Genomic DNA, 15,126 nt, shown 5'->3' with positions numbered 1-15,126 from the left:
GATCAATGCACATCCTTCCAGTACTCGCGTTTGAGCAGATAGGCGAATACGAAGAAGAAAGCCAGGTACAGCAAGACGTAGGTACCGATGCGCTGATGCTGCAGTTTGACCGGGTTGGCCGAGTAGGCCAGGAAGGTCACCAGGTTCTTGACCTTCTCGTCGAACTGCTCTTCATTCAGCGTACCGGTCTTGGGCACGATGGTCAGTTGATCGCACGCTTCATGGGTCAGCGGCGTGCCGGTCAACGGATCATATTGCTTCTTGCCGTCTTCAACGACCTGGACTTGCTTGCATCCTACCACTTGGCGCCCCTGCAGGCCGACCAGAACGTTAGGCATGCCGACGTTCGGGAACACTTTGTTGTTCACGCCCCAAGGGCGGGCGGGGTCTTCGTAGAAGGATTTGAGGTAGCCATAGAGCCAGTCGGTGCCACGCACGCGCGCCACCAGGGTCAGGTCGGGCGGTGCTGCACCGAACCAGGCCTTGGCGTCTGCCGGTTTCATGCCGATGTTCATGTGGTCGCCGATCTTGGCTCCGGTGAATACCAGTTTCTCCAGCATCAACTCATGGGGGATGCCCAAGTCATCGGCAACCCGCTCGTAGCGCTGGAACTTGGCGCTGTGGCAGCCCATGCAGTAGTTGGCAAAGGTACGTGCACCATCTTGCAAAGCGGCTTTATCGGCGACGTCGATGTCGACCTTTTCCAGTTCCGCGCCATGCTCGGCAGCCAAAGACAGAAGCGGCAGGGCCGCAAGCACTAATGCAACAAATAATTTTTTCATCAGCCAGTCACCCTTTCCGGAACCGGTTTGGTCTTCTCGAGCCGGGTGTAGAACGGCATCAGAATGAAGTAGGCGAAGTACAGGAAGGTGCAGACCTGCGACAGCAACGTGCGCTCAGGGGTCGGCGCCAATACGCCCAGCACACCCAGGATCACGAATGCAATGCAGAACACCCACAGCCAGATCTTGCTCAGCCAACCCTTATAGCGCATGGACTTGACCGGGCTGCGGTCCAGCCACGGCAGCACGAACAGCACCGCGATCGCCGCGCCCATGGCGATCACGCCCATGAGTTTGTCGGGGATCGCCCGCAGGATTGCGTAGAACGGCGTGAAGTACCAGACCGGGGCAATGTGCTCGGGCGTCTTGAACGCGTTGGCTTGTTCGAAGTTAGGCTTCTCGAGGAAATAACCACCCATCTCCGGGAAAAAGAACACGATCGAGCAGAACACGAACAGGAACACGACCACGCCGACAATGTCTTTCACGGTGTAATAAGGGTGGAATGGAATGCCATCGAGTGGGATGCCGTTCTCATCCTTATGCTTCTTGATATCCACGCCATCCGGGTTGTTGGAGCCCACTTCATGCAGCGCCAGGATGTGCAGCACCACCAGGCCCAGGATCACGATCGGCAAGGCGACAACGTGCAGGGCAAAGAAGCGGTTCAGGGTAATGCCGGAGATCAGGTAGTCGCCACGGATCCACTGGGTCAGGTCGTTGCCGATCACCGGGATCGCCCCGAACAGCGAGATGATCACCTGGGCACCCCAGTACGACATCTGGCCCCACGGCAGCAGATAGCCCATGAACGCTTCGGCCATCAGCGCCAGGTAGATCAGCATGCCGAACACCCACACCAGTTCGCGCGGCTTCTGGTACGAGCCATAGAGCAAGCCACGGAACATGTGCAGGTAGACGACGATGAAGAACGCCGACGCGCCGGTGGAGTGCAGCAGGCGCAGGATCGAGCCGTACTCGACGTCACGCATGATGTATTCGACGGAGGCGAACGCCTCTTCCGCAGACGGCGTGTAGCTCATCGTCAACCACACACCGGTGACGATCTGGTTGACCAGCACCAGCAGTGCCAGGGAGCCGAAGAAGTAGAAGAAGTTGAAGTTTTTTGGCGCGTAATATTTGCTGAGATGGTCTTCCCACATTTTGGTGGCGGGGAAACGCGCATCCACCCAATCCATGAACTTGCTCATCACGCGTTCTCCTTATCGAGGCCAATGACAATGAGGTCGTCAGTTTCGTAGGTATGCGGAGGAACCGGCAGGTTCAGGGGCGCGGGCTGAGACTTGTAGACACGGCCGGCAAGGTCGTAATGGGAACCGTGACACGGGCAGAAATAACCGCCGACCCAGTCCTTGCCCAAGTCGACAGGGGCGACTTCCGGGCGAAAGGTGGGTGAGCAACCCAGGTGGGTACACAGACCTACCAGCAACAGAATCTCTGGCTTGATCGAACGCACTTCGTTCTTGGCGTAGGCGGGCTGGTCGGAATTCTCGGATTTAGGGTCAGACAACTGGCCTTCGATCTTTTTCAGATTCCCCAGGATTTCCTCGGTACGACGAACAATGAATACCGGCTGGCCGCGCCATTCAGCAATCATCTGCTGCCCTGGCTCGATCTTGCTGACATTCACCTTCACCGGTGCACCTGCGGCTTTCGCCTTGGCACTGGGAAACCATGACCCCACGAACGGGACCGCAGCCCCCACCGCTCCTGCAGCACCCACCACGGATGTGGCTGCTACCAAGAAGCGACGCCGGCCTGCATTCACGCCGTCATTGCTCATTCAGTCCTCTCCCATCAGCTTTTTGGCCTGTTAAATCAGGCGTCTACTAAGTGTTGAATCTTTACTTATAAAAATTTTGACGGATGGTAATGAAAAGCCCCACGGATGACAAGGGAATTGCCCGGGCCACCACCCCCAGGCCTTGTAGTATAGGGGGTCTGTGGATGTGGCAAGTTGTCACGGCGAAAAATGTGCATAAATCGCAGGCAATAAAAAACGCCCAGCTCCGTGAGGAGGCTGGGCGTTTTTGTGGAACGTAAAGCGAATTAACGCTTCGAGTACTGCGGACGCTTACGCGCTTTACGCAGACCGACTTTCTTACGTTCAACTTCACGAGCATCGCGAGTAACGAAGCCAGCTTTGCGCAGAGCGCCACGCAGGGTTTCGTCGTACTGCATCAGAGCGCGAGTGATACCGTGGCGGATTGCGCCAGCTTGACCACTTACACCGCCACCGATAACGGTGACGTAGATGTCGAACTTTTCAACAGTCTCGGTCAGTTCCAGCGGCTGACGAACTACCATGCGGGCAGTTTCGCGGCCGAAGAAATTTTCCAGAGTGCGGTTGTTGATCGAGATGTTACCAGTGCCCGGACGCAGGAAAACGCGTGCGGTTGCGGTTTTGCGACGGCCAGTGCCGTAATTTTGAGTCGCCGACATAATGAACTATTCCGTTAAAACTTCAGTTCTTGGGGCTGCTGAGCAGCATGAGGGTGTACAGCGCCCGCATAGACTTTCAGCTTGCGAAACATATCGCGACCCAGTGGGCCCTTAGGCAGCATGCCTTTGACCGCGATTTCGATCGGGGCTTCAGGCTTCTTGGAGATCAGGCCTTCAAAGTTGGAAGACTTGATACCGCCTGGGAAACCGGAGTGACGGTAGTACATTTTGTCTTGCGCTTTGTTGCCGGTAACACGTACCTGCTCAGCGTTGATGATGACAATGTAGTCACCGGTATCAACGTGCGGGGTGTATTCAGGCTTGTGCTTGCCACGCAGACGGCTGGCGACTTCAGTGGCCAGACGACCCAGGGTCTGACCAGCGGCGTCGACGACAAACCAGTCGCGCTGAACTGTTTCCGGTTTTGCAGTAAAAGTTGTCATTCTTTAATAGCCTCAGGGGCCGCCCTGTAAATTAGACGGCGGATCTTACTGAATAGTGCGTACTTTGACAAGGTCAAAGGCAGCCGGATACAGACGCTATCGGGGGCTCGGGTCAGCGCGTCCGTTCAACGGCAAGATTCTTCGGCAGACGGCGCATCACTTCCACTGCAGAAAGAGGTGGGCAATTATGCAGATTGCGAAAAAAAATTCAACCTGCTTTTATGAATGTTTTCCCCTGAAGGAGTACCCGATGGATTATCGACAGCTGGGCCGGACCGATCTGAACGTAAGCGCGATTGCCTTGGGCACCATGACCTGGGGCGAGCAGAACAGCGAGCCAGAGGCCTTCGCACAGATCGAACGGGCCAAGGCCGCGGGCATCAACTTCCTCGACACGGCAGAAATGTATCCGGTACCGCCCAAGGCCGAAACCTACGCCACCACCGAGCGTTATATCGGTAATTACTTCAAGAGCCGTGGCGATCGCGCCGACTGGATCCTCGCCAGCAAGATCGCCGGCCCCGGCAACACCATCGACTATATCCGCGATGGCTACCTGCGCCACAACCGCAAGCATATCGTCGACGCCCTCGACGCCAGCCTCAAGCGCTTGCAAACCGACTGGATCGATCTCTACCAGTTGCACTGGCCGGAGCGCAGCACCAATTTCTTTGGCCAACTGAGCTACAAGCACAAGGACGAAGACGACCTCACCCCACTGGAGGAAACCCTCGAAGCGCTGGATGAGCAGGTCAAGGCCGGCAAGATCCGCCACATTGGCCTGTCCAACGAAACCCCGTGGGGCACCATGAAATTCCTGGCCCTGGCCGAAGCCCGTGGCTGGACCCGCGCGGTGTCGATCCAGAACCCCTACAACCTGCTCAACCGCAGCTTTGAAGTGGGCCTGGCAGAAATTGCCATCCGCGAACACTGCGGTTTGCTGGCCTACTCACCACTGGCGTTCGGCATGCTCAGCGGCAAATACGAAGGCGGTGCGCGCCCGGCCAAGGCGCGTCTGACGGAGTACAGCCGCTTCAGCCGCTATTTCAACCCACAGTCGGAAGCGGCGTGCAGCCGTTATGTGGCACTGGCGCGGGAGCATGGGCTGGACCCGGCGCAGATGGCGTTGGCGTTTGTGACGCAACAGCCGTTTGTGACCAGCAATATTATCGGGGCCACGAGCCTGGAGCAGTTGGACAGCAACATTGCCAGTGCCGATTTGAAATTGTCCAAAGAAGTGCTGGAAGGGATTGAGGCGATTCAAAAGGATCATCCGAATCCGGCGCCTTGATTGATCGTTCCCACGCTCTGCGTGGGAACGCCGGCTTGGACGCTCCGCGTCCGCTGCAAGAGCCATGACGCGGAGCGTCATCTGAGGCATTCCCACGCGGAGCGTGGGAACGAGCATCAAAGCGCCCGCGCAATGATCTCCTTCATGATTTCATTGGTCCCCGCATAAATCCGCTGCACCCGCGCGTCCGCCCACGCACGGGCAATCGGGTATTCCCACATGAAACCGTACCCGCCGTGCAGTTGCACGCACTCATCGAGCACCTTGCATTGCAGGTCCGTGGCCCAATACTTGGCCATCGCCGCCGTGGGCACATCCAGCTTGCCTTCCAGGTGCAGCGCCAGGCATTTGTCCACGAACACACGGCCGATCTGAATCTCAGTGGCCATTTCTGCCAGCTTGAAGCGGGTATTTTGAAAGTCAGCTATCGCCTTGCCGAACGCCTTGCGCTCGCGGGTGTAATCCAGCGTCCACTGCAACGCCGCCTCAGCTGACGACAGCGCACCAATCGCCACCGTCAGCCGCTCCTGGGGCAATTCCTGCATCAAATATGCGAAGCCCATGCCGGCCTGGCCCAGCAGGTTTTCCTTGGGCACACGCACGTCCTGGAAGAAAAGCTCAGAGGTGTCCTGGGCCTTCATGCCGACCTTCTCCAGGCGTTTGCCCTTATCGAAGCCCGGCGTGTCGGCCTCGACCAGGAACAGGCTGGTGCCCTTGGCGCCGGCCTTGGGGTCGGTCTTGGCCACCACAATAACCAGGTCGGCCAGGTAGCCGTTGGTGATGAACGTCTTGGAGCCGTTGATCACATAGTCATCACCGTCCAACACCGCCGTTGTCTTCACCCCTTGCAGGTCGGAACCGGCCCCCGGCTCGGTCATGGCGATGGCCGTGACCATCTCGCCGGAGATCAGCTTGGGCAGGTACTTGTGCTTCAACGCCTCACTGCCGTAATGCAGGATGTACGGCGCAACAATGTCCGAATGCAGGGAAAAGCCAATGCCGGTCAAGCCCAGGCGGCTGATCTCTTCGATCACGACCGCGCTGTAAAGAAAATCCGCGCCCAGCCCACCGTATTCTTCCGGTACATGCGAACACAGCATCCCCGCCTCCCCCGCCTTGTTCCAGAGGTTGCGGTCGATGTAACCCTGTTTCTCCCATTGCCCATGGAATGGCGCGGCGTCTTTGTCGAGGAAGGTACGCACGCTTTCGCGGAAGAGTTCGTGCTCCGGGCTGAACAAGGTTCTGGGAATCATGGGTCACCTGTGAGGATTGTCGGACAAGAATGAGCCCACTGAGCCTATGCCGCGAATGCGTCACGGGACACTGGACACATGCGACAAAAAATAAGACGATCCAGCCGTCTGGTGACCACTTTCCCCTATAAGAATAAATGAAATTATGTCTAACCAAATCTCTACGCCCTTGCGGCGCGTCAGCATCCTGGCCGTCGATCGGGTCTTCGCTTCAACCCTCATGCAAGCCAAGGATTTCTTCCATCTCGCCAGCCTGCGGTATGGCAAGCAACAGGGCCTGGGCCTGACACCCGCATTCGAGACGCGCCTGGTCAGCCCCGACGGGCAATCGGTACGCAGCTTCAGCAATGTGATCATGCCGGTGGACGGCGGCCTGGAAGATGCCGACATCATCGTGCTGCCCGCCTTCTGGGACGACTTCGAGGCCTTGTGCACCCGCTACCCACAGGTACTGCCCTGGCTGCGCGAACAGCACGCCCGCGGCGCCGTGCTGTGCGGAGAAGCCACCGGTGTGTTCTGGCTGGCCGAAGCAGGCCTGCTCGATGGCAAGGAGGCGACCACCTACTGGCGCTTCTTCACCGCCTTCAGCGAACGCTTCCCCAAGGTGCAACTCAACCAGGACAAGCACCTGACCGACGCCGATAACCTGTATTGCGCCGGCGGCACCACCTCAGCGTGCGACCTCTACATTTATCTGATCGAACGCTTCTGCGGCGCCAACATCGCCCAGGCCGTGGCCCGCGACATCCTGTATGAGGTGCAACGCAGCTACTCGCCAGGGCGCATCGGTTTTGGCGGGCAGAAGCTGCACCAGGATGTGATCATCCTGCAGATCCAGCATTGGCTCGAAGAACACTTTGCCGACAAGTTCCGCTTTGAAGACGTCGCCCGCGAGCACGGCATGAGCATCCGCAACTTCATGCGACGCTTCCAGACCGCCACCGGCGACAAGCCGCTGCATTATCTGCAACGCCTGCGCATCGAGACGGCCAAGGGCCTGCTGTCGGGCAGCCGCAAGAGCATCAAGACCATCAGCTATGAGGTGGGTTACGACGATGCGAGTTTCTTTGCGCGGTTGTTCAGGCAGCACACGGAGTTGTCGCCGAATCAGTATCGCCAGCAGTTCCAGCAGGCCGCGTAGGCAGGGGTTCATACAGGACAAATGTGGGAGGGGGCTTGCCCCCGATAGCAGTGTGTCAGTAAGTACATCTGGCACTGATCCACCGCCATCGGGAGCAAGCCCCCTCCCACACTTTGATCTACATTGGCCTTACGGTTTGTGGCCGCGCGAAAGGAATTCGTGGGACTGCATTTCCAGCAAACGACTCAAGGTGCGTTGGAATTCGAAGTTCAAGCGACCACCCGTGTAGAGGTCCTTGAGTTCGACTTCCGCCGAGATGATCAGCTTGACGTTACGGTCATAGAACTCGTCGACCATGTTGATAAAACGCCGCGCGATGTCGTCGGTGGTCACGCCCATCTGTTCCACACCGCTCAAGATCACCGCATGGAAGATCTTGCCCAATTCGATGTAGTCGTTCTGGCTACGCGGGCCGTCGCACAGTTGGCGGAATTCGAACCAGGCCACGTCATCGCAAGTACGTAAAGCGATGATTTCGCGGTTTTCGATCATCAACTTGTCGTTTTCCACGGCCTGGGTGCATTCCGGCGTCAACGCGCGGAAGCTTTTCTTCAGGCTGTCGTGGGCCGCCTCATTGAGCGGGAAGTGGAACAGCTCCGCTTGCTCGAGGTGACGCAAACGATAGTCGACGCCGCTGTCGACGTTGACGATATCGGTGTGCTCCTTGATCAACGCAATGGCCGGCAGGAAGCGTGCGCGCTGCAGGCCATCCTTGTAGAGACCATCGGGCACGATGTTCGAGGTGGCGACCAGGGTCACGCCGTTCTTGAACAGCTCTTCCATCAAGGTGCCGAGGATCATGGCATCGGTGATGTCGGAAACGAAGAACTCATCGAAGCAGATCACCCGCGCTTCGTCGGAGAAACGCTTGGCGATGATCGTCAGCGGGTTCTTCTCCCCCGGCAGGGTCTTCATCTCTTCGTGCACGCGCTTCATGAAGCGGTGGAAGTGGGTGCGGACCTTTTCCTTGAACGGCAGCGCTTCGAAGAAGGTGTCCACCAGGTAAGTCTTGCCCCGGCCGACGCCACCCCAGAAGTACAGGCCCTTGACCGGCGTGCGGTCTTTCTTGCCAAACAGCTTGCTGAGCATGCCCTGCTTGCTTTGCGAAGCCGCGACCAGGTCTTCGTACAGGCGCTGCAAATGACGCACCGCATTTTCCTGGGCCGCGTCATGGAAGAAGTCAGGGCGTTTCAGATCAGCTTGATATCGTTCTAGGGGCGTCATAATTTCGTTAGCAAGGCAACAAAAACGGGCCGTCACTGTAACGACGGCCCTGGATAATGGCAATCAACCCTTGGTCGGGTTAATCCTCGGAGGGGGTCAGCGCGACGCGCAAGGCGGCGATGGCGGCGTCACGGGACGCGCTGTCGGCGAACTCGGCGCTGTCGGCCACGGCCGCGTCGCCCAGCCATACGCTGAAGCCCAGGGCTTGGGTGCGTATGTCCAAGGTACCGCCGCTTTGCAATTGCTTGGTCACCGCGCCCGCCGCCTTGCCGTCGGCGAAGGTGCGCGACAGCAGCAGTTGCTCGCCGTCGGCGGCCAACAGGCGGAAGCGGAAGCTGCCGTCGTCTTCACGAAAGCTTACGAAGCGCGCGGCCTTCGCCGGCTTTTTCTTGGTGGCAACCGGCGCCGCAGCCTGGTTGACGAACGAACGCAAGCCCACCGCTTCGCGCAGTTCGGCGAGGAATGGTGCCGCCACGGCACGGGCCTTCTTGGCGCCGACCAGCAGCAGATCTTCCATGTCTGACGGGCGCGACATCAGTTGGTGGTAACGCTCGCGCGCTTCACCCAATTGACCGTCCAGCAACTGGAACAGACGATTCTTCGCCTCACCCCAGCCCAGGCCTTGCAACAGATCACTGCGCAGCTCTTGCTCCTGAGCCTTGCTCGCAAATGCCTGGTACAGCGTGAACAGGTGGGACGTGTCCGGGTCCTTCGCCTCGCCGGGCGCGCGCGAGTCGGTGACGATCCGCGAGATTGCCTCCTTCATGTCCTTGGCGCTGGTGAACAACGGGATGGTGTTGTCATAGCTCTTGGACATCTTGCGGCCATCCAGGCCCGGCAAGGTGGCAACGCTTTCTTCGATCAACGCCTCGGGCATGGTGAAGAATTCTTTACCGTTGCCGAACAGGTGGTTGAAACGCTGGCCGATATCACGGGCCATTTCCACGTGCTGGATCTGGTCACGGCCCACCGGCACCTTGTGCGCGTTGAACATCAGGATGTCCGCGGCCATCAGCACCGGGTAGCTGTACAGACCCATGGTGATGCCCGCATCCGGGTCTTCGCCGCTCTCGACGTTCTTGTCCACCGAGGCCTTGTAGGCATGGGCGCGGTTGAGCAGGCCCTTGGCGGCCACGCAGGTCAGCAACCAGGTCAGCTCGGGAATCTCGGGGATGTCGGACTGGCGATAGAACGTCACCCGGTTCACATCCAGGCCACCGGCCAGCCAGGTCGCGGCGATTTCCATACGCGAGCGCTGGATGCGCTGCGGGTCATCGCATTTGATCAGGGCGTGGTAGTCGGCCAGGAAGTAGAAGGAATCGGCATTGGCGTCCTGGCTGGCAAGGATCGCCGGGCGGATCGCACCGGCGTAGTTGCCCAGGTGCGGCGTGCCGGTGGTGGTGATGCCGGTGAGGATACGGGTACGCGTCGTCATGGGTAATCGCTTATCAGACTGCTATCAATTCGAGAGGCGCGGCAGCACCAGATCCTTCAGATCGGTGAGCTTGCCGTGAAAAAAGTGTCCGCATTCTGCCACTTTCAGCAGCTCATGGGGGCGTTTCAGGGCGCCAGACCAGTCGTAGACGACTTGCGGGTCGACCACTTCGTCGGTTTCCGGCTGGATTAGCGTCAACGGGCAATCATGTGGCAGCACATCCGTGTCACGCAGGCGCATCACTGCGGCAGCCACCATGAACAGGTGCGCCAGCTTCTCGCCCTTGGCTTCCAGGCGCCCGCCGAGGCTGGCGGCCACATAGCCACCGAAGGAAAAGCCCAGCAGGGTGAGCGGCAGATCGGGGTGTTTTTCCCGCAGCCACGTGGCGGCCGCTTCGGCATCGTCAACTTCGCCGCTGGCCATGTCGTGGCTACCGGCACTCGCGCCGACGCCACGATAATTGAAACGCAACGTAATCAAGCCGGCGTCGCGGGCGGTGCGTTGCAGGGTCGAGACAACTTTATTGAGCATGGTCCCGCCCTGCACCGGGTTAGGGTGGCAGATCAGCGCCAGACCGCGTGGGGCGGGGTGATCCAGGTACAGGGCTTCCAATTGACCCACCGGGCCATCGATCAAAACGGGGGTTTCACGCATGAGCAAGGATGAACTCCGTGACCTCTCAAGGGGTCGACTCGTCTAGCTAAAAGTCTGTGCATGGCATCATTGCGAGCTTAATCGCGGTATACAGCGCAGGTTTGAGCCGTTAACGTAAAGCAAAGCCGTTTATAGAGGAAGGACTCGTGGAACACTCGCTCTTAGTTTGGTTGTTGCCGACTCTTGCCCTGGTTGCCGGTGTCGCCATTGGATTCCTGGTTGCTCGCCTGCTGCCGAATGCCGCGCCTAACCGCACGCAGCGTCAGCTGGATGACATTCAGGAACGTTTTGACAGTTATCAGAACGAGGTTGTTACCCACTTCAACAGCACCGCGACCCTGGTCAAGAAGCTCACCCAGAGCTACCAGGAAGTACAGGATCATCTCGCCGATGGCGCTAACCGCCTGGCCCTCGACGACATCACCCGCCAGCGCCTGCTGGCCGCGTTGCATTCCGATGCACCGCAGACCCCACGGGAACGCCTGACCCCGCCTCGGGAAAACCAGGAACCGCCACGGGACTACGCGCCAAAAACGCCGGACGCCCCAGGCATGCTGGATGAGCATTACGGCTTGAAGAAGTAAGTTAGCTTCCAGCAACACAAAGCCCGGCTGATCGATGATCAGCCGGGCTTTTTTATTGGGCCGTTTCTGTTGCTCAGTGAAGATCCAATGTGGGAGGGGGCTTGCCCCCGATAGCAGTGTGTCAGCCAGCACAGGTATCAACTGGTCCACCGCCATCGGGGGCAAGCCCCCTCCCACATTGACCGAGCCCCGCCTCAGGACACTGTCTGTTCCTGCAACCGCCCACCCTCGATGCGCACATGCCGTCCATGGAAGCGCTTGAGGCTGCTGCGATGACCGACGCTGACGATGCTCAGCCCCGGCAGTTCATTGATCAACGCCTGATACAGCGTCGCTTCATCCTCTTCATCCATGGCCGAGGTGGCTTCGTCCATGTACAGCCATTGCGGCGCGAACAACAAGGCGCGGGCGAAGGCCAGGCGCTGCTGCTCGCCGGGCGAGAGCATGCGCTGCCAGTGGTTGGCTTCATCCAGACGGCTGACCAGATGCGGCAGGCGGCAGGTTTCCAGTACCTGTGCATAACGTTGCGCAGGGTAAGCGCTGTCCTCTTGTGGATAACTCAACACGGCCTTCAACGTGCCAATCGGTAAATAAGGCTTCTGCGGCAGAAACAGATAACGCGTCGCCGGCAGGCGAATGCTGCCATGCCCTGCCGGCCACAAATGGCCCATTGCGCGCAGCAGCGTACTTTTACCACTGCCGGAACGCCCGCTGAGCATCACGCGCTGACCCGGCTCCACGGTCATGTCGGCGTCGGTGAGCAAGTGACGACCATCGGCCAGGTCCATGCCCAGATCCTTGATCACCAGGTGTTCGCCTTCAGGGCGCACATCGATGGCCGGGGCACGCTCCTCGTTGTCGCTCATGGCCTGCTGGAAACTCAGCAGACGGTCGCTGGTGGCACGCCACGCCGCCAGTTCCGAGTAGGCGTTGATGAACCAACTGAAGTTTTCCTGCACATTGCCAAACGCCGAGTTGATTTGCATCAGCTCGCCCAGTTCGATCTTGCCGGTGAAGTAGCGCGGCGCGGCGACGATAAACGGGAAGATAATCGCTATCTGGCTGTAGCCGGCGGTGAAAAAGGTCAGGCGCTTGGACACTTTCATGATGTCCCAGAAGTTGTGCCAGACCTTGCCGAAGCGCGAGCTCAGGCGCTGCTTTTCATTCGGCTCGCCGTTGTAGAGGGCGATGCTTTCAGCATTTTCACGCACCCGCACCATGGAGAAACGCAGGTCCGCTTCGAAGCGCTGTTGCTGGTTGTTCAAGCCGATCAAGCGTCGCCCGATCAGGTGCGTCAGCCAACTGCCCACGGCGGCATACAGCAGCGCACACCAGAACATGTAGCCGGGAATGGTGATGCCGAACACTTCGATGCTGCCCGACACGCCCCACAGGATGATCGAGAACGACACTAGGCTGACCACGTTGCGCAGCAGTCCCAGGCCCAGGCTCAAGGTGCTGGTGGTAAAGGTATTGAGGTCTTCGGAAATCCGCTGGTCCGGGTTGTCGGTGTAGCCGCCCTGCTCCAGCTGGTAGTAGTTCTTGTGGGCAAGCCAGCGCGCGAAGTGCTTTTCGGTCAGCCAGGCACGCCAGCGAATGGTGAGCATCTGGGTCAGGTACAAGCGATACACCGCGCCGAGGATCGCCACGGCCGCGATGCCGCCGAAGTAACCGATCAATTGCCAGAAGGCGGCCGTGTCCTTCTTTTCCAGGGCGTTGTAGAAATCCTTGTACCAGTGGTTGATCCACACCGAGATCGCCACGCTGAACAGCGACAAACCAATCACGGCAGCCAGCAGCAACCAGGCCCGGCCCTTCTCTTCACTGCGCCAATACGGCGTGATCATCGCCCAGGTTCGGCGGAAGAATTGCCCACGCACCGCATCATTGACCGCGGAGTATTCAGCGTTCTGATTCATCGTTCAGGCTCGGTAGGAAATCATGACAGGCGTTTGAACCGATCATAGGCGATCGGTTCACGGCTCCGTGCAGCCTGAGGCAGATTGTTCAGTCTTCGTTCAGCGCCGTACCGGGCGCTTCTGCAATTTGCGCTGCAACGTGCGCCGGTGCATGCCCAAGGCGCGAGCAGTGGCGGAGATGTTGCCTTCGTGCTCGGTCAGTACGCGCTGGATGTGCTCCCACTGCAGGCGGTCGACCGACATGGGGTTTTCCGGCACTAGGGTGTCGAGGTCGGCGTGCTCGGAAAGCAGCGCGGCGAGCACGTCATCGGCATCCGCCGGCTTGCACAGGTAATTGCACGCGCCACGCTTGATCGCTTCGACGGCGGTGGCGATGCTGGAATAACCGGTGAGGATCACCACGCGCATTTCCGGGTCGAGCTCGAGCAGCTTGGGCAACAGCACCAGGCCCGAGTCGCCGTCCATTTTCAGGTCGAGCGCGGCGTAGTCCGGCAGGTCGGACTGGGCGATGGCCAGGCCCTCTTCGGCTGAGCCCGCAGTGCTGACGCGAAAACCGCGACGGCTCATGGCGCGGGCCATCACGCGGGTAAAGGTGGCGTCATCATCTACCAGCAACAGATGCGGCAGTTCTTCGCCTTCGACTTGGATCTCGTCACTCATCGATATCTCCTCGTGCGACACGGGGCAGGCGCAGCTCGGTGAGCGTGCCACCTTCCTCATGACTATAGAGCTTCACTGAGCCGCCCGCGCGGGTCACGCTGGCCTTGCTCAAAAACAGGCCGAGGCCGAAGCCTTTGCCCTTGGTGGTAAAGAACGGTTTGCCGATCTGCTCGGCAATGGCCAGCGGCACGCCCGCGCCGTGGTCACGAATGCTGATGGTGACGTTTTCCGCGTCCCAGTCCAACTGCACGCCCAAGCCCTCGGGGCAGGCGTCGGCCGCATTGTTCAGCAGGTTGAGCAACGCCTGGGTGAGATCAGGCGGCGGCGCCATGCGCGGTACGCTGCCCTGGCCCAACAGGCTGAACCGGTAACTGGCTTCGGGACGCATCAGGTGCCAACGGTTCAGCGCTTCGTCGAGCCACTGGGTGACATCCTGCATTTCAACCGCCAGGCGTCGATTGGCTTCGGCGGCGCGTACCAGTTGCTGCAGGGTCAATTTGCACTGCTTGACCTGTTCCTGCAGCACGCTGAGGTCATCCTGCAACGCCGGGTCGTGATGGTCCTGGGTCATCTCCTTGAGCAGCACGCTCATGGTCGCCAGCGGCGTGCCCAACTCGTGGGCGGCGCCTGCGGCCTGCGTGGCGACGGCCAGCAATTGCTGGTCGCGCAGGCCTTCTTCACGGCGAATTGCGCGCAGTTCTTCCTGGCGGCGCAACTCTTCGGCCATGCGCGCGGCAAAAAACGTGATCACTGCGGCGGACAGCGCAAAGCTCAGCCACATCCCGTAGATCTGCAGGTTTTCCCGGGCGATGGGAAACGTCTGCAGAGGATAGAACTGCGCCAGCAGCAAGGTATACAACGTTAGCGCAATGCCCGACAGCACCACCGAATAGCGCCACGGCAACGTCACGGCGGCAATGGTCAGTGGCACCAGGTAATAAGAAACGAATGGGTTGGTGGAACCGCCGGAGAAATACAGCAACACACTGTGGATAAACAGGTCGCACGCCAATTGCAGGGCATATTCCAATTCGGTGACCGGCCACGTGGTGCGCAACCGAATCGCGGTAAACGCACACAACACGCTGGAGAAGCCGAGAGTCACCGCCAGTTGCAGCCAGGGCAGCGGCAACAGGTCGAACCAATAGGCGAGCCCGACGGAACCTGCCTGTGCGGCCAAGACCAGGGTGCGAATGAACGTCAGGCGCCAGAGGTTCTGGCGGGTGGCGGAAGTCAGTTTTACGGCGGCGAGCATGAGCTCTCCCGATGAGCGCTGC

Annotated in this window: 15 protein-coding genes; 3 read left to right on the top strand and 12 right to left on the bottom strand. The window is 59.5% G+C overall.

The genetic code is table 11. The annotated features are described in order from the left end of the window. Nucleotides 1-2: 2 nt before the first annotated feature. The 5 genes from C4J89_RS04350 to rplM form a co-directional block, all read right to left on the bottom strand. On the bottom strand, nucleotides 3-782 hold the full coding sequence (locus tag C4J89_RS04350; RefSeq protein ID WP_057724540.1) for a cytochrome c1: 780 nt from the start codon (nucleotides 780-782) through the stop codon (nucleotides 3-5). Next, nucleotides 782-1,993, bottom strand: coding sequence for a cytochrome bc complex cytochrome b subunit (locus tag C4J89_RS04345; RefSeq protein WP_003171746.1), 1,212 nt, complete (start codon nucleotides 1,991-1,993; stop codon nucleotides 782-784). The genes C4J89_RS04350 and C4J89_RS04345 overlap by 1 nt, the downstream gene beginning before the upstream one ends. Next, complete coding sequence (gene petA, locus C4J89_RS04340; RefSeq protein ID WP_034118089.1) at nucleotides 1,993-2,586, bottom strand: ubiquinol-cytochrome c reductase iron-sulfur subunit; 594 nt, start codon at nucleotides 2,584-2,586, stop codon at nucleotides 1,993-1,995. Before petA ends, C4J89_RS04345 begins: the two co-directional genes overlap by 1 nt. A 266-nt stretch (nucleotides 2,587-2,852) precedes the next feature. Then, complete coding sequence (gene rpsI / locus C4J89_RS04335; RefSeq protein ID WP_003216038.1) at nucleotides 2,853-3,245, bottom strand: 30S ribosomal protein S9; 393 nt, start codon at nucleotides 3,243-3,245, stop codon at nucleotides 2,853-2,855. 14 nt (nucleotides 3,246-3,259) lie between these two features. Further along, nucleotides 3,260-3,688: a 50S ribosomal protein L13 gene (gene rplM, locus C4J89_RS04330; protein WP_003171742.1), complete on the bottom strand. Its 429-nt coding sequence runs from the start codon at nucleotides 3,686-3,688 to the stop codon at nucleotides 3,260-3,262. Nucleotides 3,689-3,938: 250 nt separating this feature from the next. On the opposite strand from rplM, the gene C4J89_RS04325 reads away from it, so the two are divergent. Further along, nucleotides 3,939-4,979: an NADP(H)-dependent aldo-keto reductase gene (locus C4J89_RS04325; RefSeq protein ID WP_124413855.1), complete on the top strand. Its 1,041-nt coding sequence runs from the start codon at nucleotides 3,939-3,941 to the stop codon at nucleotides 4,977-4,979. Between the two features lie 116 nt (nucleotides 4,980-5,095). On the opposite strand, the gene C4J89_RS04315 is transcribed toward C4J89_RS04325, so the two are convergent. After that, nucleotides 5,096-6,232: an acyl-CoA dehydrogenase family protein gene (locus tag C4J89_RS04315; protein ID WP_124361285.1), complete on the bottom strand. Its 1,137-nt coding sequence runs from the start codon at nucleotides 6,230-6,232 to the stop codon at nucleotides 5,096-5,098. A gap of 220 nt (nucleotides 6,233-6,452) precedes the next feature. Between C4J89_RS04315 and C4J89_RS04310 the strand changes: the two genes are divergently transcribed. Beyond that, nucleotides 6,453-7,373: a GlxA family transcriptional regulator gene (locus C4J89_RS04310; protein ID WP_177412769.1), complete on the top strand. Its 921-nt coding sequence runs from the start codon at nucleotides 6,453-6,455 to the stop codon at nucleotides 7,371-7,373. Between the two features lie 129 nt (nucleotides 7,374-7,502). Here C4J89_RS04310 and zapE read toward each other — a convergent pair whose 3' ends face one another. From zapE to C4J89_RS04295, 3 genes are all read right to left on the bottom strand, one after another. Beyond that, entirely contained in the window at nucleotides 7,503-8,597 is a 1,095-nt protein-coding gene (gene zapE, locus C4J89_RS04305; RefSeq protein WP_124413854.1) for a cell division protein ZapE, read from the bottom strand. 79 nt (nucleotides 8,598-8,676) lie between these two features. Continuing rightward, nucleotides 8,677-10,032, bottom strand: coding sequence for a tryptophan--tRNA ligase (locus C4J89_RS04300; protein ID WP_124413853.1), 1,356 nt, complete (start codon nucleotides 10,030-10,032; stop codon nucleotides 8,677-8,679). 24 nt (nucleotides 10,033-10,056) lie between these two features. Continuing rightward, the gene (locus tag C4J89_RS04295; protein WP_124361281.1) at nucleotides 10,057-10,686 is read right to left on the bottom strand and encodes an alpha/beta hydrolase; all 630 of its coding nucleotides are present in this window, start codon (nucleotides 10,684-10,686) and stop codon (nucleotides 10,057-10,059) included. A 146-nt stretch (nucleotides 10,687-10,832) separates the two neighbouring features. Here C4J89_RS04295 and C4J89_RS04290 point away from each other — a divergent pair, with 146 nt between their 5' ends. Then, the gene (locus C4J89_RS04290) at nucleotides 10,833-11,270 is read left to right on the top strand and encodes a YhcB family protein (protein WP_057724532.1); all 438 of its coding nucleotides are present in this window, start codon (nucleotides 10,833-10,835) and stop codon (nucleotides 11,268-11,270) included. Between the two features lie 194 nt (nucleotides 11,271-11,464). Here C4J89_RS04290 and C4J89_RS04285 read toward each other — a convergent pair whose 3' ends face one another. The 3 genes from C4J89_RS04285 to C4J89_RS04275 form a co-directional block, all read right to left on the bottom strand. After that, nucleotides 11,465-13,189: an ABC transporter ATP-binding protein/permease gene (locus C4J89_RS04285; protein ID WP_124413852.1), complete on the bottom strand. Its 1,725-nt coding sequence runs from the start codon at nucleotides 13,187-13,189 to the stop codon at nucleotides 11,465-11,467. 99 nt (nucleotides 13,190-13,288) lie between these two features. Continuing rightward, nucleotides 13,289-13,849: a response regulator transcription factor gene (locus C4J89_RS04280; protein WP_124361279.1), complete on the bottom strand. Its 561-nt coding sequence runs from the start codon at nucleotides 13,847-13,849 to the stop codon at nucleotides 13,289-13,291. Further along, nucleotides 13,842-15,104 (bottom strand): ATP-binding protein, encoded by a 1,263-nt coding sequence (locus C4J89_RS04275; RefSeq protein WP_065893639.1) that lies wholly within the window; start codon nucleotides 15,102-15,104, stop codon nucleotides 13,842-13,844. The genes C4J89_RS04280 and C4J89_RS04275 overlap by 8 nt, the downstream gene beginning before the upstream one ends. Nucleotides 15,105-15,126: the final 22 nt, after the last annotated feature.

The sequence above is a fragment of the Pseudomonas sp. R4-35-07 genome, from assembly GCF_003852235.1.
Taxonomy (GTDB): Bacteria; Pseudomonadota; Gammaproteobacteria; order Pseudomonadales; family Pseudomonadaceae; genus Aquipseudomonas.
This window is presented reverse-complemented; position numbering and strand designations above follow the sequence as displayed.

What these genes read in the sequence shown, in the direction of transcription:
- C4J89_RS04350 (WP_057724540.1), bottom strand. Translation starts at nt 782, where the DNA reads ATGAAAAAATTATTTGTTGCATTAGTGCTTGCGGCCCTGCCGCTTCTG.
- petA (WP_034118089.1), bottom strand. Translation starts at nt 2,586, where the DNA reads ATGAGCAATGACGGCGTGAATGCAGGCCGGCGTCGCTTCTTGGTAGCA.
- rpsI (WP_003216038.1), bottom strand. Translation starts at nt 3,245, where the DNA reads ATGTCGGCGACTCAAAATTACGGCACTGGCCGTCGCAAAACCGCAACC.
- C4J89_RS04345 (WP_003171746.1), bottom strand. Translation starts at nt 1,993, where the DNA reads ATGAGCAAGTTCATGGATTGGGTGGATGCGCGTTTCCCCGCCACCAAA.
- C4J89_RS04285 (WP_124413852.1), bottom strand. Translation starts at nt 13,189, where the DNA reads ATGAATCAGAACGCTGAATACTCCGCGGTCAATGATGCGGTGCGTGGG.
- C4J89_RS04310 (WP_177412769.1), top strand. Translation starts at nt 6,453, where the DNA reads ATGCAAGCCAAGGATTTCTTCCATCTCGCCAGCCTGCGGTATGGCAAG.
- C4J89_RS04300 (WP_124413853.1), bottom strand. Translation starts at nt 10,032, where the DNA reads ATGACGACGCGTACCCGTATCCTCACCGGCATCACCACCACCGGCACG.
- C4J89_RS04295 (WP_124361281.1), bottom strand. Translation starts at nt 10,686, where the DNA reads ATGCGTGAAACCCCCGTTTTGATCGATGGCCCGGTGGGTCAATTGGAA.
- rplM (WP_003171742.1), bottom strand. Translation starts at nt 3,688, where the DNA reads ATGACAACTTTTACTGCAAAACCGGAAACAGTTCAGCGCGACTGGTTT.
- zapE (WP_124413854.1), bottom strand. Translation starts at nt 8,597, where the DNA reads ATGACGCCCCTAGAACGATATCAAGCTGATCTGAAACGCCCTGACTTC.
- C4J89_RS04275 (WP_065893639.1), bottom strand. Translation starts at nt 15,104, where the DNA reads ATGCTCGCCGCCGTAAAACTGACTTCCGCCACCCGCCAGAACCTCTGG.
- C4J89_RS04325 (WP_124413855.1), top strand. Translation starts at nt 3,939, where the DNA reads ATGGATTATCGACAGCTGGGCCGGACCGATCTGAACGTAAGCGCGATT.
- C4J89_RS04315 (WP_124361285.1), bottom strand. Translation starts at nt 6,232, where the DNA reads ATGATTCCCAGAACCTTGTTCAGCCCGGAGCACGAACTCTTCCGCGAA.
- C4J89_RS04280 (WP_124361279.1), bottom strand. Translation starts at nt 13,849, where the DNA reads ATGAGTGACGAGATCCAAGTCGAAGGCGAAGAACTGCCGCATCTGTTG.